Annotated in this window: 17 protein-coding genes; 12 read left to right on the forward strand and 5 right to left on the reverse strand. The window is 44.4% G+C overall.

The genetic code is table 11. The annotated features are described in order from the left end of the window. Positions 1-13: 13 nt before the first annotated feature. Complete coding sequence (locus tag AAFX28_RS04975) at positions 14-397, reverse strand: thiol-disulfide oxidoreductase DCC family protein (protein ID WP_408686209.1); 384 nt, start codon at positions 395-397, stop codon at positions 14-16. 36 nt (positions 398-433) lie between these two features. After that, entirely contained in the window at positions 434-1,204 is a 771-nt protein-coding gene (locus tag AAFX28_RS04980) for a DUF4344 domain-containing metallopeptidase (protein WP_408686210.1), read from the reverse strand. A 219-nt stretch (positions 1,205-1,423) separates the two neighbouring features. Here AAFX28_RS04980 and AAFX28_RS04985 point away from each other — a divergent pair, with 219 nt between their 5' ends. Continuing rightward, a complete protein-coding gene (locus tag AAFX28_RS04985) occupies positions 1,424-2,062 on the forward strand; it encodes a CatB-related O-acetyltransferase (RefSeq protein WP_408686212.1) in 639 nt (212 codons plus the stop codon). Between the two features lie 50 nt (positions 2,063-2,112). Here AAFX28_RS04985 and AAFX28_RS04990 read toward each other — a convergent pair whose 3' ends face one another. Both AAFX28_RS04990 and ulaR read right to left on the reverse strand, forming a co-directional pair. Next, positions 2,113-5,001, reverse strand: a complete 2,889-nt coding sequence (locus AAFX28_RS04990; protein ID WP_408686214.1) for an alkaline phosphatase family protein — start codon at positions 4,999-5,001, stop codon at positions 2,113-2,115. Positions 5,002-5,160: 159 nt separating this feature from the next. Next, entirely contained in the window at positions 5,161-5,934 is a 774-nt protein-coding gene (ulaR, locus tag AAFX28_RS04995) for an HTH-type transcriptional regulator UlaR (RefSeq protein WP_408686817.1), read from the reverse strand. A gap of 214 nt (positions 5,935-6,148) precedes the next feature. On the opposite strand from ulaR, the gene AAFX28_RS05000 reads away from it, so the two are divergent. The 11 genes from AAFX28_RS05000 (at position 6,149) to AAFX28_RS05050 (ending at position 18,517) form a co-directional block, all read left to right on the forward strand. Beyond that, positions 6,149-6,991, forward strand: coding sequence for an HAD family hydrolase (locus AAFX28_RS05000; protein WP_408686216.1), 843 nt, complete (start codon positions 6,149-6,151; stop codon positions 6,989-6,991). A 9-nt stretch (positions 6,992-7,000) separates the two neighbouring features. Then, positions 7,001-7,723, forward strand: coding sequence for a ribulose-phosphate 3-epimerase (locus AAFX28_RS05005; protein WP_053439523.1), 723 nt, complete (start codon positions 7,001-7,003; stop codon positions 7,721-7,723). 79 nt (positions 7,724-7,802) lie between these two features. Next, positions 7,803-8,960: an iron-containing alcohol dehydrogenase gene (locus AAFX28_RS05010; protein WP_408686218.1), complete on the forward strand. Its 1,158-nt coding sequence runs from the start codon at positions 7,803-7,805 to the stop codon at positions 8,958-8,960. Positions 8,961-8,980: 20 nt separating this feature from the next. Then, positions 8,981-9,715, forward strand: coding sequence for an HAD family hydrolase (locus tag AAFX28_RS05015; protein WP_408686220.1), 735 nt, complete (start codon positions 8,981-8,983; stop codon positions 9,713-9,715). 4 nt (positions 9,716-9,719) lie between these two features. Then, positions 9,720-10,673 (forward strand): transaldolase, encoded by a 954-nt coding sequence (gene tal / locus AAFX28_RS05020; RefSeq protein ID WP_408686222.1) that lies wholly within the window; start codon positions 9,720-9,722, stop codon positions 10,671-10,673. Between the two features lie 11 nt (positions 10,674-10,684). Continuing rightward, entirely contained in the window at positions 10,685-12,679 is a 1,995-nt protein-coding gene (gene tkt, locus AAFX28_RS05025; protein WP_408686224.1) for a transketolase, read from the forward strand. Positions 12,680-12,681: 2 nt separating this feature from the next. Then, entirely contained in the window at positions 12,682-13,386 is a 705-nt protein-coding gene (rpiA, locus tag AAFX28_RS05030) for a ribose-5-phosphate isomerase RpiA (RefSeq protein ID WP_408686226.1), read from the forward strand. 59 nt (positions 13,387-13,445) lie between these two features. Beyond that, a complete protein-coding gene (locus AAFX28_RS05035) occupies positions 13,446-14,852 on the forward strand; it encodes a Sapep family Mn(2+)-dependent dipeptidase (RefSeq protein WP_408686228.1) in 1,407 nt (468 codons plus the stop codon). 3 nt (positions 14,853-14,855) lie between these two features. Beyond that, positions 14,856-16,439 (forward strand): PTS transporter subunit EIIC, encoded by a 1,584-nt coding sequence (locus tag AAFX28_RS05040; RefSeq protein WP_408686230.1) that lies wholly within the window; start codon positions 14,856-14,858, stop codon positions 16,437-16,439. Between the two features lie 98 nt (positions 16,440-16,537). Next, positions 16,538-17,956, forward strand: a complete 1,419-nt coding sequence (locus AAFX28_RS05045) for an alginate export family protein (RefSeq protein WP_408686231.1) — start codon at positions 16,538-16,540, stop codon at positions 17,954-17,956. Positions 17,957-18,160: 204 nt separating this feature from the next. After that, the gene (locus AAFX28_RS05050) at positions 18,161-18,517 is read left to right on the forward strand and encodes a YibL family ribosome-associated protein (protein ID WP_408686233.1); all 357 of its coding nucleotides are present in this window, start codon (positions 18,161-18,163) and stop codon (positions 18,515-18,517) included. Between the two features lie 64 nt (positions 18,518-18,581). Here AAFX28_RS05050 and AAFX28_RS05055 read toward each other — a convergent pair whose 3' ends face one another. Continuing rightward, entirely contained in the window at positions 18,582-19,745 is a 1,164-nt protein-coding gene (locus tag AAFX28_RS05055; protein ID WP_408686818.1) for an amino acid permease, read from the reverse strand. Between the last annotated feature and the right edge of the window lie 161 nt (positions 19,746-19,906).

The following is a 19,906-nucleotide window of genomic DNA, read 5'->3' on the forward strand; positions in this document are numbered from 1 at the left end:
TTAGTACTATTTGTTACTTACATTGGCCGCTGTCACACCTACTTTTCCCCGTCAGAAGTTTGGACCAACGGTATCGGTTGCGTGCAAAATGAAGGTACGCTTTATCTGCAAGTGGTTTGAATATTGTCCAACGGAGTGGAGCATACACCCAACCCTTACCCACTAAATGCCACGCTTGGTAGGTGACATCAAGTCCAAGGATCAGCTGATTTTGAGCGTCTATGCCATGCAATATAGTGGATGCTTCATCGGCATTAATTTCTGGGTACTGCTTAAAAGCCGAAGTATGGATGTCGACGATGAGAATGACGTTATGATGGTCATAGCTTTTCAGCTTCTCCATTTCTTTGACACAAAGCGGGCAGAAACCGTCGTAGAAGATGGTAAGTTTTGTCATAAAATCCTCTTTTATTTTTTCTACGACGGAAATCGGTTATTGATCAGTGTTTTGCTTGGCCAGATAGCGATGCCAATTGTCTGAGATTGCTTGATATTGATAGATACAGAAGTCTTTACGATCTGCGAGGTAATCGTTTTCAACTTCATCCAATAGGTTGGCATGTTGTTCGGGATCACTGCCGTACACCAAACATAGGGTAGAGAAGTAGCGTTGTAGATCGAAACTATGTTCGTCGATGTATTCGCCAAAGTCGTAGTAATCAGGTCTGTCATCAGACTCAAATGCAAACATATCTGCGGCGCTAATCGCGGCATCTGAACCGCTTTCAACGTACTCAATCATCAATACAGCGGCTAAGTTATCGACAGCATCTTCTTCTTTGCCAAGGATCGGAATGTTTTGATCGGCGATGTAAGCATGGCCAGCTTCATGAAACAGGGTATGAAGTACAGTGTCGATCGCGCCTGATTGAGCTGGCTTACCATACTTCTCTTGATATTGGTTTTTCTCAAAGTAATGGAGTGCTTCCTCATAAAAGGAATACGGCATTTGCACAACGTGTTTGTCGGGATCATACAAAGGACCATCATTGCTGCCGTATTCGATGGTTAATTTATTATCGAATGGAAATAGATTGTCCGACAGATCAACAAGAGTTTCATTAACACCGCTTTGCTCAATGGCTTGCTGAGCTTGCTTCTCTGCTTGACTGCTTGGGTCAAGGTAGCGGATTTGGATGTTCTCTGAGGCGGAAGCGTAGGCGGAGAGTGAGAGTAGTGTACCGATGAACAAACGATTGAACATAGACAGACCTTATATATTTGTTTTTATAAATGGATTAACACAATACTGACACAAAAAATGTTTTGCTGCTTAGTCTGTGCGCATTAACTAGGAGTCTACAATGAAAAAAGAGCCGCTGTTAAAGCAACCTAGAGTTCAGTGAGCGCTGTTTAGTTTGAACGTCTAAACAACGCCACGAAAATCGTTCCGTGGCAAAACCAACTACTACCGGAGTTTGTCATGACACAAAAACATTGGTCTAAATTTCAGCTATTTCATCAAGTAGTAACCAATATGAACATTCATATTAAGGGTCAGCATAGCTACTACAGTGATTGCTGGGATAATGGCTTTGAACAATCAGTAGTACGCTACCTTCATGGTGACGAAGTGAGTCGGCAGTGGGAGTCTCGTTGGAAGGTTGATCAGCTTTACATCGGCGACTACGTTTGTATTGCTGCTGAAGCCGTCATCTTAATGGGTGGTAATCACAACCATAGAACGGATTGGTTCTGTCTATATCCATTCTTAGATGATGTGGAGCGCTCCTATCAGGGCAAAGGTGATACCATTATTCATGACGGCGTTTGGATTGGGATGCGCGCGATGATCATGCCGGGCGTTACTATTGGTGAAGGTGCGGTCGTCGCAGCGAATAGTGTCGTTACGAAAGATGTTGAGCCTTACGCGATTGTTGGCGGAAATCCAGCACAGTTCATCAAATATCGCTTTGAGGTGGAACAGATAGAAAAGTTACTGTCGATGAAGGTGTATGATTGGTCTGAAGAGAAGTTTAACGCTTTGAAAAAGTATTTATCTCAATCAGACTTTAATCAGCTAGAGCAAGCTGTTAGCGAATATGACTCTAGACTACGTTAAATCGTCGAATATAAAAAAGCGCCTCAAAGGCGCTTTTTTTTTGTATAAGTCTACTTGGTTTGAATATCAAGCTTATTCAGTAAAGATGGGTAGCCCCAACCGTTTTCACCTGCGGTAACCTTGTCACCAGTTAGATACTCATACAGCGTAGGTGCGAGAGAGCCATTGGCTTCAGAGGTAAGCGGTGTTGGGTTATCGCCAATCGGTGTTCCCCAGAAACCGATAAAAGCATCTTTCTCTAAATAGCTTTCGCCCGCATGGCGGCCAGGGACCTTAGTGTTGTAACCGATACCTTCTCTTGGAAATAGGTTTATTGTTCCAGCTCTTTCCTCAGCATAGAGCTGCGCAAGTTGAACGATGGAATCCGGTCTTGGAGTAAATCGGGTTAATGAACGCCACTCTTGTGTGTCACACCAAGTATTCGGGCTGTCGATTACAGCTCTATTGATGCATTTTTCAATCAAGTGAGCATAGTTGTTTAGTTCTTGGTTACTGGGTTTAGGCAGGTAAGGGTTGAGTGACTTTGCCTCTAGTAAGGTCACCTTGGAAGTATCTTTACCTACATTGCCATAGTAGTAGCGATCATCCTGTCTAATGACGATTTCATCGTGTCTGATGTTTTCACGGTTAGCGATGATACGAGCCTGGCAATGATTGTCATTGCAGGTATCGTTGCGCACCACCATGTAATCTAAGCTATCCCCTAAGTAGTTGAGAGATTCAGAGATAATATCAACACTCTCTTTATCCGAGGCGTTTACAGGTCGCCACTTCACTAGCTCGCTATAGATGGGTTGCGTCTTCCAACCTGATTTAGAGTTGAAGAAGTCGAGCATAAAGTTACCACCGGCAGTGGAGGCAACAACGACATCGGTACCTTGGTTACTCGGATAGTTGAGTGCGTTGGTGATCTTTGGCCCTTCCCCCTCATCTGAAGAGATTTTCTTGATCACTAACGGATAACCTAACTTCTCTTCTAGTGGTTCAAAAATGGCTTTTTCAGGGTTGAGTGTGTAGTAGACTGGTGCTAAGCCGTGGTCACCTGCCATACCCCATAAGGTTTGAGCGTAAATGCCGGCATCTTTGTAACTTTGCTCGATGCGCGAGATCCAGTAGTCGAGTCGGTTTAGCTCACCTGTTGGCATGATGATCTCGTCACTAAATGGACCGACAAAATGGGCAAAGTGATCTGGCCAAGGGTTATAAACCAAGGTGTAATCTGGCATCCCTTGGCCATCAAGCTCGCTATAGCTCTCGATATCTTGCTCAATCTTCCATTTGCGAGTGATCTTGGTATAAAAATCCCACGCAGGGATTGTTTGGTAAGCTTGGATATTGTCGATTAGCGATTGACGCTGCTTGGTCAACATGACTTCTACTTTGGCTCGCTCATCTAATTCTTTTAAACAACGCTTTTCACCAAAATCTCTCAGTGTTTCGCCAGCGCCTAAATTGACCAAACCGTCATAGCTGGTATGAGCATTCCAGTCATATTGGGCGTTACAGTTGAGTGTTTTTAGATGTATTAAGCGATCAAACATGGTTTGAACTTGATTCTTTTGCATCAAACGATCGAGCTGTAAGGCATCATTGCCGAAGAAATAATAGGCTCTATCTTCGTGGCGGTCGACAAAGTGGAAGTTAGGAATCCCCGTGCCTTTTTCTCCGGCAACTTTAGCCCCAGTCTTGATAATCGGTAGGTTTCGTACACTGATAGTTGGTGTGGATGAGATACCGGTTCGCGCAATCGAGTCTTTATGCTCAGCGTATAAGCGTTTAAAAAACGGTAGGTAGTGAGGGTCTTTATACGGCTGCTCAGATAGGATCTGCATAAAGCGAACATCTTGCTGATGCTCAGGGCTCGATTGTGCCAGTGGAGAGTTGAGCTCCGCCTGCGATAGATGACGTTGATACGCGTGAGAGATAAATGGCTTGCCTGGATCAACCAGACCTTCAATTAAACCTTGCTGCAAACCGTCGACGGTAATTTGAACCGCAAAGCGTCTTTCTTGTTGTGATTTCAGGAATTCAATAGCTTGTGATGGCTGATTATCAAAAGCGGTTTGCAACCAATCATTGAGTCGCTGCTGCCTTTCATCTTGATAAACGAACTGGCGGTATGCCTTAAGCACGTTCAAACGAATAAAGTCGATCAGCGTAATGGTCAGTGCTTGCGCTTTATTGTTCGGTTTGGAAGCGAGTTCAGGCGCCCCATCAGTGACGATCGCAAGAAGGGCATGTTTCATTTCTCCCTCTTCCAGTCCTGAAGCCGTTTGGTTGAGAATATTGACGACAATCGGTTGGATCTTTGCCACTAACGCAAGGTCTTGCTCTGAAGAGGTAAGGTAAGTGTATTGTTCAGGAAGACTCTCCATATCTTGCCACTCACCAATTTGAACCAAAGCGTCATAAACGGTCACCATGGCCGCCATAAACTCATTATCTATCTTCAAGCCTTCCTGATGGGCTTGATCTTTGGCGTGTTGCTTTTCTTCTGGCTGGTGGTTCCCATTAAGTTGAAATAAAGAGTGCTCGAAGCCCTTAAGTGCTTGGTTATCATAAACAGTTTGTAAGTAAGCTTTAAATTTGTCACCGCTCTCAATTCCCGTATAGCGATCGCAAAATTGATAAAGAAAATAACCGAGAGGGATAGAGTAACTCGGATCTGCCAATTGGCCCATCACACGAGTTTTAGTGCTACTGTCTAGCGGTAGCGTCAATAAGTAGGTCTCGAGCGTCATACCACCGATGGTGAACAAGGTTACGTCACGTGCGAATGTGGTTGAATAGGTCAGTGATGAGACGATCTGATTTTTCAGCACTTCACTGGAATTAAACAGTCCACCGACAACGGGAGTATTGCCAATATCAGCGTAAAGTGAGGGGGATATTGCGCTTGTCAACGCAACCGATAGGGTGGAAGCTTTAAACCAACTCATTGATATTATTCTCATTCATTCCTTTATCTGCTTTACATTGTGGCATCAGAAAATGAGAGTGCAAGGGTGGCTAAATAAGAAGGTTTACACGGTTCTAATATTGGATAGCTAGGCAGAGTGTTCTACCTAGCGAATTGAAACGTGAATCAAATCGGTCGATTAAACAACCACAACATTCACTCCAGAAGCTTTGAGTGATTCAAGCACATCTGGATCTGCATCTGCATCGGTAATTAAGGTATCTAACTGTGTTGCTGTCGCCAATAATTTACCGCCATGCTTACCTATCTTGCTACTGTCTACTAAAGCAATCAGCTTTGCGCCATATTCCAGTAGTTTTTTTTCCGCCATATAAACCAGCAAGTCAGAAGTATGAATACCTGCAGGCGTGACTCCTGTACCCGTAAAGAAGACGAAACGGCTTTTATGATCGTCAGCTGCTTCTTCATCAGGGGAAATGGTGATCTGACGTTCAGGTAAGTACTGACCACCTAGTATGATGATGCTCTGATGATCTTGAGTGATCAAACTGTGTGCGAGTGGCATAAAGTTAGTTACCACCTGAACATCACGGCCTGCTAAATACTCTCCCATCAAGAAGGTGGTATTGCTACCACTGACGATCACGCTGTCGTGCTCATCACAAAGCTCAACCGCTGCTTTTGCAATACGCTTCTTGGCATCAAGGTTTTCAATATCATACTCACTGGGAATAAAGCTTGAAGGCGTGTGATGTTGATGATTGCTTTCGCTAGTTAGCGCCTCTGCGCCATTTCTAATCTTCTTCAACTTGCCATCTTCTGCAAGCTTAGTGATGTCTCGACGAGCAGTAGATAAAGAGATATCTAACATCGAAACATAATCGTTAGTAGTAATAAAGGTATGGCTATCTAAATATTCGAGTAAGCGTCTGTGACGTTGAGCTTCATTCATTTTGTACTGCATCCTGAATTTCTTTTGGTTTATTTTGACCGAATTTGACGTTTTGAGCAATTTAAATTTACAAATGACGTTTTGTGAACTTATTTTGACGTTATTTTGTGATCTTTACCAATAAAAACGCCATAAAAAGTCAAATTTGACTTTACGTGACCGAATTTGACGGTTTATAGTCATTTTGCGTCACGAAGAGTCAAAGGAGGCCAAGGTGAAGTATCAAGCAATCATTATCGATTTAGATGGAACCTTACTAAACGATCACAACCAGATTAGTGTGAACAATGTTGAAGCCATTCAACAAGCGCTAAATGAAGGTTATCAAGTGACGTTGGCAAGTGGACGACCTCATCAATTGATGCTGCCTTTTGCCAATCAACTTGGTATTACCGCCCCATTGATTTGTTGTAACGGCGCTTACCAATACGATGTTGCAAGTCAGCAATACCAAAATGCTCAGGCGTTTAACGTTAAGCAACTGAACCAGCTATTGGATATGCTTAACTTGGGCCAGTTTAATTTTACTCTTTATGCTCAAAACGGCATTTATGCGCCACAGACGTCAAGCCACTTTGAAGGACTTGAACGTCAGATGAGTCAACTGGGTATCGATGCCCATATGGAAATCATCCCGTCAGTGACTGAACTGCAAGAAGTATGTGGAGACGTATATAAAGTATTGGTGTCTAGCAGTGACAAACAGGCGCTGTGCCAGCTTCGTGACTCACTAACCAACATCCTACAAGCGGACCTTTCCACACCAACAAAGCTCGATATTACTTGCCTTGGGGTAAATAAAGGACAGTCTGCATCAACTTGGTTATCTCACCATAACCTAAATCCAAATCTCACCATTGCGTTTGGTGACGGCGACAACGATACGTCATTGTTTCAAGCCGTTGGCGAGCCGGTCGCGATGGCAAATGCTAGCCCTGCACTACGCGGACTAGCCAATCTCATTATCACAGATAACAACGGTTGCGGCATTGGCCAATATTTACGACTTATTGTTCGTGAAGGTCAGCACACATGCCAACACTCATTTAGCTACTAAGGAAATCTCATGAAAAAAGTAAAAATTGCTGCAGGTTTAGCGCACGTTGATTACGGCCACATGGCTGACATCGTAAAAGAAGTATCAGACGCAGGCGCGGACTACATTCACTGTGACGCAGCAGACATGCATGACCTAAAAAACATGCAGCTAATGGGCGGCCACCAAATCGTTGAAGGTATTCGTCAGTACACAGACAAGCCAATCGAAGTGCACGCATACTTCAAAGATTGTGATCGCTTGTTTGTAGAAAAAATCGCAGCGGCAGGCGCAGATATGCTGATTCTTCCTGCTGAGAACTTCTTAGGTGCACCACTGGCATACATGATGAAGTACTGCCGTGACTACAACATGAAGTTTGGTCTAACAGTCGGCTGTTTCACTCCAGTTTCTTTCGTTAAAGAAGCGATTTACTACCTTGACCGTCTGCACATTGTTATCCACGGCGTAAACAACGATGAGTGGTTATGGCGTGAGTCAGCAATTGAAATGATTCGTGAAGCTCGTCAGCTGATCAATGAGCGTAACCCTAACTGTGAGCTATGTGTTGATGGTGGTATCCGTAACCACAACCTAGAAGCATTACTTAAAGAAGACATTGATGTGATGGTTGCGTCTACTAACATCTTTGGTCACGAAAAAGGCATCACAGCGGGTGTTCATGACTTCCGCGCTGCACTTGACCAAGCTGAGAAAAACGTTGCTGCTGAAGCAGAAGTAGAGCCGGCTTAATTAAACGTTAAATGAATTTGGTGCTGGGCTGACAACCCCCTATATGCTCCGGTCTGGCACCATAACCAAGGATTTTATCATGACACAATTTCAACATTATCAACCGACTAAGCTAACGTTTGGTCCGGGTGAAATACAAAAAATTGGTCAGTTAGTTGCGCAATATGGCAAACGTTGCTTGGTGGTGTCAGAACCAATTTTTGAAGCAGTAAAGCCTGCCTATGACCGTATTTTTTCTTTGCTAGAAAATGAAGGCATTACGATCACTCACTTTGATGGTGTTGTACCTAACCCTCCGACAACAGTCGTTGAATTAGGTCGCCAAGTGGCACAAGCCGCTGAGTGTGATGTGGTGTTGGCTGTTGGTGGTGGTTCATCGATTGATACCGCAAAAATCATTGCAGCGACAATTAACGCAGAAGAGCTTAACTGGTCGCATTGGTTTGCAACTTACGACTCTCCGTTTGGTGATATTGCCAAGCTGCCTGCGCCTGTTGTGCCTTTGATTGCGGTACCAACAACCTCTGGTACGGGCTCTCAAGTAACGCAAGCGGCAGTAATCACTAACGTTGAACAGCATGCCAAACTGACTTTGTTCCATCCTGAGTTTTTTCCACTAGAAGCAGTGATTGACCCTGAGTTGATGCTAACGCTTCCACCACGAATGACGGCGATGACTGGTTTTGATGCATTTTCACATGCGTTTGAATCTTTCACCGGGACACGACCATCACCATTTGTTGATCAGCTAGCGCTTCAAGCGATGAAGTTAGTTGTAGATAACCTACCAAAAGTGGTTGCAAATGGTTCAGATATCCAAGGTCGCTGTGAACTTGCTACTGCGGACACGTTAGGTGGAATTTCACTGGCAAATGGTGGTGCGGGCGCGCCTCACCCATTAGGGGAAATCTTAGGCAGTCAAAAGACCGATTTGCCTCATGGACTGACGTTAGCGGTGGTTTATCCAGCGTATGTTCAGCTTCAGTGGCGTAAGCAGCCAGAACGTTATGCTCAAGTTGCCGAGTTGTTTGGTGCCGTGGGAAGCACCGAAGAGAAAGCGCAATCTTTAGCAGGACATTTGGTCACTTTTCTACAGCAAATCGGTTTGGAATCGAATTTGACTCAGGTCGGGGTAACTAAGCAAGACGTTCAAGCGTTAGAGCCTGCGTTCTGCTTCAACTTACCGCTGACATCGGGTGAAGAGATGAAGTCAATTCTTCATGCGAGCTTAGCATAACGAAAACAGGAGTTTAGAACATGGAAGGGAAGATGAGTGTGGATAAACTAACCCTCAACAATGTGGAAAGAGAGGACATTGATTGTGGCCGTTTTAAAGCGCTTATTTTTGACTTCGATGGTCTTTTAGTCGACACGGAAAGCTGTATGTTCAGAGCCTGGGAAGCTTTGATGAAACCATATGGTGTAGACGTATCGCCTCTCCAGGTTGCTGGACTAGTTGGGAGCTCAGCGCCAGCAACCGCTCTTTACAATCTTTATCGCCACCATTCAGGTCTTTCATACTCTGACATTCAAATCAGAGATAAAATCTTAGATTTAGCCTATCAGTTTATCGCCACACTTTCTGAACGCGAAGGTGTCCGTGATTATCTCAATTATGCCAAACAAAAGCGGCTTAAGCTTGCGTTGGCCACAAGCTCAGAGCGTGAGCATTACTTTCCAATTCTACAGCGTTTGAATCTAGACCATTACTTTGACTGCTTTACTGGTGCGGAAGAGATTGCTCCAGAAAGGCGCAAACCGTGCCCAGATGTGTACCTCACTAGTCTCGAAAAGCTTGGAGTCTCTGCTCATCAAGCCATTGCATTTGAAGATTCCCCTCCTGGAATTACAGCGGCTCGATCAGCAGATATTTCAACGGTTGTGGTAACCAACCTATTAACCCGGCATTTGGATGTATCGCACGCCAATTTGGTGCTGTCGTCTATGAGCCAGTTATCGCTAGCAAAATTAATTGAACATTTATCGAGATAGAACCATGAACAAACTAGAACAACTTAAAAAGTACACCACAGTTGTTGCCGACACGGGTGACATTGATGCTATCGCTGCTTTCCAACCGCAAGATGCGACCACGAATCCGTCGCTAGTACTAAAAGCTGCGGAAATGCCTCAATACGATCATTTAATCGTTGATGCAGTGGCGTGGGCAAAACAACAAAGTGCAGACAAGGCACAGCAGCTAATTGATGCGAGCGACAAATTGGCTGTAAACATTGGTGTTGAAATTCTAAAGACAGTACCAGGCCGTATTTCAACAGAGGTAGACGCGCGTTTATCTTTTGACAAAGAATCAAGTTTAGTAAAAGCGCGTAAGCTGATTGCTATGTACCAAGAGGCAGGGATTGAGAAAGAGCGTATCTTGATCAAACTAGCGTCGACATGGGAAGGCATTCGCGCGGCAGAAGTGTTAGAGCAAGAAGGCATCAACTGTAACCTAACCTTACTGTTTAACTTTGCACAGGCAAAAGCATGTGCTGAGGCTGGGGCTTACCTAATTTCTCCTTTCGTAGGCCGTATTCTTGACTGGTACAAAACTAATACAGATAAGAAAGAATACCTGCCTTATGAAGATCCAGGTGTGGTCTCGGTTTCAAACATTTACAACTACTACAAAGATTACGGCTACAACACCGTGGTTATGGGCGCTAGCTTCCGTAATGCTGACGAAGTATTGGCATTGGCGGGTTGTGACCGTTTAACGATTGGTCCAGCAATTTTAGACCAACTGGCTGCACAAGAAGGTGACGTTGAAGCAACTCTATTTGCGCCTCGTGACGAAGTGAAACCTGCACCAAATGCAATGACAGAAGCTGAATTCCGCTGGGAAATGAACCAAGACCCAATGGCAACGGAGAAACTGTCTGAAGGTATCCGTAATTTTGCAGTCGATCAGGGCAAGCTTGAAGCCATGATTGAAGCGCGTCTGTAAGGAGTTTGGCTATGATTACTCGTTCTAAACTGGCAGATACAATTCGCGTTCTTAGCATGGACGCAGTGCAAAAAGCAGGTTCTGGTCACCCAGGTGCGCCAATGGGTATGGCAGATATCGCTGAAGTATTGTGGCGCGACTTTCTAAAGCACAACCCAACGGATCCGACTTGGTCTGATCGCGACCGTTTCATTCTATCAAACGGCCATGGTTCGATGCTGATTTACAGCTTACTGCACCTATCGGGCTATGACCTGACAATGGAAGATATTAAGTCATTCCGTCAGCTTCATTCAAAAACAGCCGGCCACCCTGAATATGGTTATGCACCTGGTATTGAGACGACTACTGGACCGCTAGGTCAGGGGATCACCAACGGCGTAGGTATGGCACTGGCAGAGAAAGTGCTGGGTGAGCAATTCAACCGTCCTGGTCATGACATTGTTGACCACTTCACTTATGTCTTTATGGGTGATGGCTGCATGATGGAAGGCATTTCTCATGAGGCATGTTCACTGGCTGGTACTCTTGGTTTAGGCAAACTGGTCGCGTTCTGGGATGACAACGGCATTTCTATCGACGGTGAAGTAGAAGGTTGGTTCTCTGACGATACACCAAAACGTTTCGAAGCGTATGGCTGGCACGTAATTGCTGATGTTGATGGCCATAATTCTGAAGCGATCCGTAACGCGATTCTTGAGGCACAAGCTGAGACAAGTAAGCCGACACTAATTTGCTGTAAAACGATTATCGGTTTTGGTTCACCAAACAAGTCAGCAAGTCACGACTGCCATGGCGCACCACTGGGCGAAGAAGAAGTCGCATTGGTACGTCAGAATCTGGGTTGGGAATATGAACCGTTTGATATTCTGGGTGATATTTACGCTCAATGGGATGGCAAAAAAGCAGGTAAAGATGCTCAAGCGCAATGGCAAAACCGTTTCGATGCCTACCAGCAAGCGTTCCCAGAACTCGCAGCAGAATATAAGCGCCGCGTAGAAGGTGAGCTTCCAGAAAACTGGCAGCAAATCAGCCAAGATGTGATTGCTACGCTTCAAGCCAACCCTGCGACGATTGCAACACGTAAAGCATCACAAAACGCGATTGAAGCGTTCGGTGCTCACTTACCGGAATTCCTAGGTGGTTCGGCAGATTTAACGCCATCAAACCTGACTAATTGGTCTGGTTCTAAGGCTATCTCTGCACAAGATGCTTCAGGGAACTATCTAAGCTACGGTGTACGTGAGTTTGCTATGTCGGCAATGATGAACGGCATTGCTTTACATGGTGGATTCATTCCTTACGGCGGCACCTTCTTGATGTTCATGGAATACGCACGTAATGCATTACGTATGGCAGCATTGATGAAGCAACGCAGCATCTTTGTTTATACCCATGATTCAATCGGTCTAGGTGAAGATGGCCCAACACACCAACCGGTAGAGCAAATTGCATCACTGCGTTTAACTCCAAATATGAGCACGTGGCGTCCATGTGACCAAGTAGAAACTGCAGTGGCTTGGAAGTCAGCGGTTGAGCGTAAAGATGGCCCAACATCACTGATCTTCTCTCGTCAAAACCTTGTTCAATTCGAACGCGATGAATCAACGTTAAATGACGTAGCAAAAGGTGGGTACATCTTGTCTGACTGCGATGGTGAACCAGAGTTAATCTTGATTGCTACAGGCTCTGAAGTCGCGCTGGCAATGCAGGCGAAAGAACAGCTTTCTAACGTTCGCTGCCGCGTCGTGTCTATGCCATCAACTGATCTATTTGAAGCACAAACGTCTGAGTATCGCGAACAAGTTTTACCTGCGTCGGTTAGTAAGCGTATCGCAATTGAAGCGGGTATCGCTGACTACTGGTTCAAATACACTGGCCTTAATGGTGACATCATCGGCATGACCACATTTGGTGAGTCTGCACCTGCTGAGCAGTTGTTTGAAATGTATGGCTTCACTGTCGATAACGTAGTGAGTAAAGCTCAAGCGCTATTGGAGAAGTAAACATGAGTATGGCAAAACGATTTATCGAAATGGATAGCTCAGATTGCCTGCGTACTAAGGCTGCGAAAGTGGCCTTAGAGCAAGTACTGAGTGTGTTAACTCCGTCTTCTGTGATTGGTATCGGTACAGGGGCAACGGTTGAAATATTTATTCAATTACTTAAGCGAAGCGGGGCAGAATTTTCACATTGTGTTTCCAGTTCCAAACGTTCTAGTCAAGCGCTATTAGAGGCTGGTCTCGTTGAACAACCGATTGAGCATTGTGAGCGTGTCGATGTGTATGTGGATGGTATTGATGAAGGCTTGAGTAGTGGTGAAACCATCAAAGGTGGTGGTGCAGCGCTCGCTCGTGAAAAGGTGCTGGCAACCATGGCAATGACCTTTATTACGATTGCCGATAGTGGTCGCTTGAAATTGGCACTAGGTGCGTTTCCATTGCCAATTGAAGTGTTGCCCGCGGCTGAACTCGCTGTGACAAAAGCGCTACAAAGCCTAGGCGGAAAGCCGATTAAACGTGAAGGTTGTGTCACTGATAACGGCAACATCATTCTTGATTGTGCAGGGTTAGATATCAGTGAGCCATTAGCGTTAGAAATCGCTCTCAACAATATTCCAGGCATCGTCGAAAATGGCATTTTTGCTCGCAGAAAAGCAGACTTTATGGCGTTTTCTGATGACGGTGGCGTGCATTGGTTGGCACGAAATTGAGACTTAGATAACAACTCTAATTATATCTCTATCAACAGTAATTAAATTAGGTTTAAAAGATGACGGAACGCAATTTTTCTACACAAATCTTAGGGTACTTTGACAGCTGTACTGATGAATTACTCAGCGATTTGTCTGGATTAATTGCCATTCCGTCAGTACGTGACTTAAGCACTAAATCGACTAATGCGCCTTTTGGACAAAGTATCAGAAAAGCGTTTGATTACTTGATTAGCTGGGCAAGACGCGAAGGCTTTGAAGTTCGAGACCACCAAGGCTATGCGCTCGATATTAGTTATGGTGAAGGGGAAGAAGAGATCGGCATTTTACATCATGTCGATGTTGTTCCAGCAGGGGATGAGGCAAAGTGGAACACTGCACCATTTTCACTCCACCGAAACGAAGACTTAGTATTTGGTCGAGGAGTGACGGATAACAAAGGACCATTAATCGCGTCGCTGTACATCCTCAAGATGTTTAAGCAGTTCAACATACCGATGAAGCGAAAAATTCGCGTCATTATTGGAGGAGCTGAAGAGACAACTTGGGAATGTGTAGAACATTACTTTCGCCATCAGCCACAACCGGCTTTTGGTTTTTCTCCCGACGGCGACTTCCCAATCGTCAATGGAGAAAAAGGTATCTTGTATGCCGAGTTACAAAAAGAATTCCCAACTTTATGTAACTTAGGAACTTGCCAGATCCACCACATTGAAAGCGAGAGAGACCGTACTTCAACGTGTCACCACCTTTCGGTTTGGTTTTCCGGTCAAGAGGCAGCAAGAGTGGCGCAACGTTTTGACAGCGTTGCCGATGTAACTCAGCAGAAGGAGCTGTATCGCGTTGTATTGACAACGCCGTGGGAGAAATCTCGCAACCCGCATCGCGTCCCAAATTGTATGGACAAGTTTATGGCTGTGATGCGCCATGTTGAAGGGTTAGATGCTAACTCGCAAAGTTTCATCGACTTATTGGATAACTGCTTTGCAGAGTCCATTGATGGAGCGAAGTTAGGCTTAGCACATATGGACGATGAAATGGGCGGCACAAGCTGCTGCGTTTCTTCAATCAACCTTGATGAACATGGATACAACTTGGATTTTGATTTTCGGTTTCCTAAAGGGCTAACTATCGAAGAGACTCGTACCCAACTCCAACACTTATCCCAAAAGTATGGAGTGAGTATCATCGAACAGCAGCACTTACCTCTATCTTACCTCTCACCCGAAAGTGACTTAATCCAAGCGATGGGAAAAGCGTATTCCGAAGTTACGAGAATGGAAGCTCAATGTTTTAGCAAAGGTGCAGCGTCGTATGCACGAGCGCTAAGCAATGGTGTGGCATTCGGACCTACTTTTCCAGGTGATGTGACCAAGGTACATGAGCCAAATGAACAGCTCAGCCTAGAGTCATTGAGAAAAGCAATAACAATATACGTGAAAGTTCTCATATCACTTCAGGAGTAAATTATGAGAGATAAGGTTCAAGCACTTGCTGGCGGCATGATGGTGTCTATCATCGTGTTAGTAGTTGCAGGTATTTACATCGGTGTTGGTGCGGGCGTAGTAAACCAAATGTCCGCGCAAGACTCTGTTATTTTCGCATTCTTCAAACTGATGTTGGATCTCGGTTTGATGGTGATGCGCAACCTACCACCATTCTTTGCCATTGGTTTGGCGTTTGCCCTTTCTAAATCAGAAAAAGGGTGGGCGGCATTCACTGGTTTCACTATGTTTATGTGTTTCAACGTTGCGGTCGGCTCAATAGCTGCGTTCAATGGTTGGACACCAGAAACAACAAGCGTTGACTACCTTGTAAACACATTAGGTTACGACAAAGTAGATGCACAAAACTTCAACTCACTATGGGGTGAAAACCTAGGTGTATTCTCATACAACATGGGTATTTTCAGCGGTATCATCGTAGGTTGTTTGACGGCATGGCTACATAACCGTTTCTACAAATTTGAAATGCCTTCAATGTTAAGCTTCTTCTCTGGTCCTCGTGCTGTTGTGATCTTCTCTTACATGGCGATCATGCCTGTTGGTTTAATCACATACTATGCTTGGCCACCGATTGCGGGCGGTCTACAGTCGATTACAACGCTTATCACAAGCTCAGGTATCTTTGGCTCATTCTTATTCGGTGTCTTCGATAAAGGCTTGCTGCCATTTGGTCTTCACCACTTGATCGCATTCCCTATTGAATACACTCGTGTGGGTGGCGTGATGGAAATTGACGGCGTGATTTACGAAGGTGTTCGTAACATCATGAACGGTCAAATGAGCTCGCCAGATGCAACTGGCTATATCACTCACAACTTCACAAGTGGTCGTATTCCAATTCAGATTGGTGGTCTTACTGGTGCCGCTTACGCGATGTATGTAACAGCGAAAACTGAAAACCGTAAGAAAGTAGCTGCAATCATGGTTCCAGCTGTATTTACTGCGGCGGTTATTGGTATTACTGAGCCGTTAGAGTACACCTTCTTATTCGTTCAACCATTCCTGTTCTTCGCAGTGCACGTACCGCTAAATGGTCTTGCGTATGTGATTACTGAAATGATGGGCGTATCTATCCACGGCAACCAGCTGTTGTTCATGGTGCCAAACCTTCTGCAACCTGAAAAGGTACATGCTTGGGCACTACTGTGGATCATTCCGCTTTACTTCGTGATTTACTTCTACACCTTTAAGTTCTTTATCTTGAAGTTTGATTCTAAAACGCCTGGTCGTGAAGAAGAAGACGGTGATATCGCACTGTACAGCAAAGAAGACTTCAAGAAGAAACAGAAGCAAAACACGGCAGGTCTGCCTGTTGAAATCATCAAAGCATTAGGCGGCGCAGAGAACATCGAGAACGTATCCAACTGCGCAACACGACTACGAGTGTCATTACACGATGAAACTCTCGCAGCAAGTGATGACTTCTGGAAGAAAGAGCTTAACGCCATTGGTGTGGTCCGCATGCCAAAAGGAATCCAAGTTATCTACGGTGCCAATGTAATCACTATCGCATCTGGTATCAAAGAAGCGCTCGGCGTGGACTCGTAACTCTCCAATAATAAAAAATTACCTATAACAACAAACTCCTCCTGTGGCCATTGGGTCGCAGGAAGGATTCTTTGTGCCCAAAATATGGAAATACAATAATGAAAACCATTACAAAATGTTCATTAAGCTTACTGGCGTTATCAATTTCTGGTGTCTTACATGCGGCTGAAACCGAGACCTCGACTTGGAGTGAACGCAACCCAATAGTGTTCTGGGGTGATCGTGCGAATGAAGACTGGAGCTACGTAGATAATTTGGATGAGAGTCAAAAGAGCTTTTCTGAGAAGTTAAAGCGTTTGGATATCTCAGAGGATGGCGATTGGAAAGTATCGTTTGCGGGTAACGTGAAGGTAGCGTTCGATAATCGTTGGAATCATATGTATGACCCTGACTCACGCAAGCACAATGAATTGCGTTCACGCTTACAACTCTCTACTGATGTAACGTACCAAGATTGGATGCGAGTATTTGGTGAAATTCGTACCAACTACACCAACTTAGACGCGCCAGGTCCTGTGGATGATGCGGGTACGGATTTTCACCAACTTTTCACCGAATTTAAGTTACTGGATGATGGTGAGCAATATTTAAGTACGCGTCTTGGTCGTCAAGAAATCTACTTGAATGAATGGCAGATGATGAACCGTGAACCGACCCCGGTTCAATCAAGCTGGAACGCAGTCAGCGCGAAATATAGTGTGAGTGGGATTAACTTTGACGCTTACTACGGTGAAGAAGTGTTCCCATTGTATGAAGATGGCAGCTTTAGTGGGAACTGGGATGATAAAACCAACGGTAAGAAGTCGACAGGCCTTTTTGCCAACTGGCGCACTGACTTTGGTGCAATGCAAGCTTACGTGATGAGTAATGAGCTGACCAATTCTAGCTTTGTAAACGCACCTGATGGTGACGTAGACATTCAAGTGCTTGGTTTGCATGCGCATGATTTTGTGAGTGAAGGTTTTGGTTACATGCTTGATGGTGTTTACCAGTTTGGTGATCATGCAGGTAAAGACATTTCAGCATATATGGTTTATGCAGACTTGAACTACAACTGGAAAGCGGATTGGAACTACCGTGTGGGTATGAATCTGCATTACGCTTCGGGGTCTGACGCAGATAGTGATAAAGTGACTACGTTTAATCCATTATGGACGGGTGACCCATTGGGCTTTGCTCATGATGGCGCTTACGGTAACGCCATGCAAGTGGGGGGGTATTCGGTCATTGAATACGCACCTAAGCAGACAATTATCACTGGCTTCATGTCTACATGGCGTGCAAATACGGATGATGCTATTTACACCCTTAACCAAGACGTACTGTTTGGTGAAGACTCTGATGAGAAATACGCGTACACCCAGTTCTATCTACAGTTCCATAACTACATTACCGGTAATCTAAAAACAGAAGTGAATACTTACTATGCTCTATCAAGTGACTACACAGATGATGTTGTTGGTCCTGATAGCAAAGATATCGCGCGTGTAGAGTTGGCGCTTATTTACAACTTCTAATTTGTCTTGTCCTATTTGATTACGAGAGTCTTGTGACTCAGAAATAATCCTCTGTCTTTTCGCCCAGCCTTTAGGTTGGGCGTTTTTTTAATGGTCAAACTGCTTTCTTGAACGATATTTGTACAAATTGACGATAATCATTAGGGGAGTGATTAGCCCTGTGCTACACTCGCCGCCCTTTTCTGTTTCAACGAGATAATGACCATGAGCCTTAAGAAAGAACTACAAAACCTGAACAACCGTATCGACAACTGCAATCGCAAACTTGATGCTGCAAAAGGCCGTGGTGATGGTGAAATGATCAAGAAGTTCACTGATGAGCTAGAAAAGCTAAACAAGAAAGTGAGCTCAATGAAGCACAAGCAGAAATACGACATGAACAAAGAGCGTAAAAGTCTGCTAGATATGCCATTTTCTCGTGAAATCACTAAAGCAGAACAGGCTGATATGGGCAAACTGAAAAAGTCTGTGCGCGGTTTAGTAGTTGTTCACCCAATGACAAAGCTGGGCAAAGAACTAAAACTTCAAGTGATGACAGGTTACGCACCGAAGAAGTTTTAATCGAGCTTCAACAGATATCAAAAAAGCGCCGAATTTGGCGCTTTTTTCGTTTTACAGCTGGGGATCAACTCATAAACCAAGAAACGAAGATCAAGGCACCAAACAAGAAAGTGACATTGAGTGCCAAAGTGCCTCCGCCTGCGGTATAAGAGCTTTCTAAACACAGGTCAGGAAAATCTGGCTTGCGTACCTTTTTTACCATCATTAATGGTCCCCAAATCGCTAAGAATACTAATACCATTCCTGCGTAGTCGAGCATGCTGACAAACTGGTTTGAGAATAGGCTTGCTAAAGCCAGTGGTAGCACAAACGTCAGCAAGTAAGCGGCTGGTTTACTTTTTGTAATTGCATCTTGGTTTTGATCGTAAAGCGCCATCGAAACACCAAGGAAAGAGGTCACAAGCGCAAGCGCTGAGAAGATTCCCACAATCGTTTTTATCATCGATTGCGATTCACTGAAGGCGTTAATCAGTTCAGAGATATTATGGAAGCGACTGATGGCCTCTGTTCCAAGGTTGCCAATGATGGCAAACAACCATACTAGGTAACAGAATAGTGGGATCAGTGAGCCTAGCAAAATCATGTTTCTGATTTCTTTTTGGCTTGCTTCACGGTTGTAGTCAATCAAAGACGGGATCACTACCATCGACGCGAAACTGGTAAAGATAATCGCGCTGTATTTTACGATATCGTTGACTGAGTAATCTGAGTCTTGAGTGATGTAATCGAGATTAATGTTGTTGAGCAACGAGAAAATGACGATAAACAGCATCGCGACCATCATTAAGAATAAACCACGGTTAAGGCGGTCGATATGCCCTTTGCCCGCAACCACGATTACACCCATCAGTAAACTAAATAGGGTGTAACAGGTTGAGGTAGACACTGAGATCCCTACATCATTCAGCAGTTTGTTGAGGATGTCACCAATGCCAAGGATGTAAGCAATGGACATACAAACAAGCAGTAGGTAGAACAAGATATTAATGAAGTGCTGACCTGACTTGCCTAGGGTTAAATACGCCACACTGCTCATGCTGTTACTTTGTTTCGTTTTACTGCAAGCCTCAGCGAGAAGAAGAGCAGAGAAAGTGGTACCAATAAAGATAAACAGCATTAAAACGGAACTGACGATAAAACCAAATTGGGCCAATACCATGGGGATCGCAAGCATGCCTGCCCCAAGAGCGGTTCCCGCTAAGATCAAGGAACTGCCAAATAACTTCATATTCAAAAGAAAATACCTTACCTAAAAATAAATACAGATTAAGTTGTAAAAAAATATTTCCACAAGCCTAACAAACTTGAGCTCAAAACGGAGTTGGTTTTTTCTAAGAATTATTGATTTTTTCTAAAATATTTTGCTGGTAATTACTGAGTGAATAGTTT

Source organism: Vibrio sp. TBV020 (assembly GCF_046056895.1).
In the GTDB taxonomy this organism is placed as follows: domain Bacteria; phylum Pseudomonadota; class Gammaproteobacteria; order Enterobacterales; family Vibrionaceae; genus Vibrio.

Bases quoted from the DNA above. Each gene is read 5' to 3' on its own strand.
- AAFX28_RS04980 (WP_408686210.1), bottom strand. From the start codon at position 1,204: ATGTTCAATCGTTTGTTCATCGGTACACTACTCTCACTCTCCGCCTAC.
- rpiA (WP_408686226.1), top strand. From the start codon at position 12,682: ATGAGTATGGCAAAACGATTTATCGAAATGGATAGCTCAGATTGCCTG.
- AAFX28_RS05055 (WP_408686818.1), bottom strand. From the start codon at position 19,745: ATGAAGTTATTTGGCAGTTCCTTGATCTTAGCGGGAACCGCTCTTGGG.
- AAFX28_RS05040 (WP_408686230.1), top strand. From the start codon at position 14,856: ATGAGAGATAAGGTTCAAGCACTTGCTGGCGGCATGATGGTGTCTATC.
- AAFX28_RS05045 (WP_408686231.1), top strand. From the start codon at position 16,538: ATGAAAACCATTACAAAATGTTCATTAAGCTTACTGGCGTTATCAATT.
- AAFX28_RS04975 (WP_408686209.1), bottom strand. From the start codon at position 397: ATGACAAAACTTACCATCTTCTACGACGGTTTCTGCCCGCTTTGTGTC.
- AAFX28_RS04990 (WP_408686214.1), bottom strand. From the start codon at position 5,001: ATGAGTTGGTTTAAAGCTTCCACCCTATCGGTTGCGTTGACAAGCGCA.
- AAFX28_RS05010 (WP_408686218.1), top strand. From the start codon at position 7,803: ATGACACAATTTCAACATTATCAACCGACTAAGCTAACGTTTGGTCCG.
- AAFX28_RS04985 (WP_408686212.1), top strand. From the start codon at position 1,424: ATGACACAAAAACATTGGTCTAAATTTCAGCTATTTCATCAAGTAGTA.
- AAFX28_RS05005 (WP_053439523.1), top strand. From the start codon at position 7,001: ATGAAAAAAGTAAAAATTGCTGCAGGTTTAGCGCACGTTGATTACGGC.
- AAFX28_RS05035 (WP_408686228.1), top strand. From the start codon at position 13,446: ATGACGGAACGCAATTTTTCTACACAAATCTTAGGGTACTTTGACAGC.
- AAFX28_RS05050 (WP_408686233.1), top strand. From the start codon at position 18,161: ATGAGCCTTAAGAAAGAACTACAAAACCTGAACAACCGTATCGACAAC.
- tkt (WP_408686224.1), top strand. From the start codon at position 10,685: ATGATTACTCGTTCTAAACTGGCAGATACAATTCGCGTTCTTAGCATG.
- ulaR (WP_408686817.1), bottom strand. From the start codon at position 5,934: ATGAATGAAGCTCAACGTCACAGACGCTTACTCGAATATTTAGATAGC.
- tal (WP_408686222.1), top strand. From the start codon at position 9,720: ATGAACAAACTAGAACAACTTAAAAAGTACACCACAGTTGTTGCCGAC.
- AAFX28_RS05015 (WP_408686220.1), top strand. From the start codon at position 8,981: ATGGAAGGGAAGATGAGTGTGGATAAACTAACCCTCAACAATGTGGAA.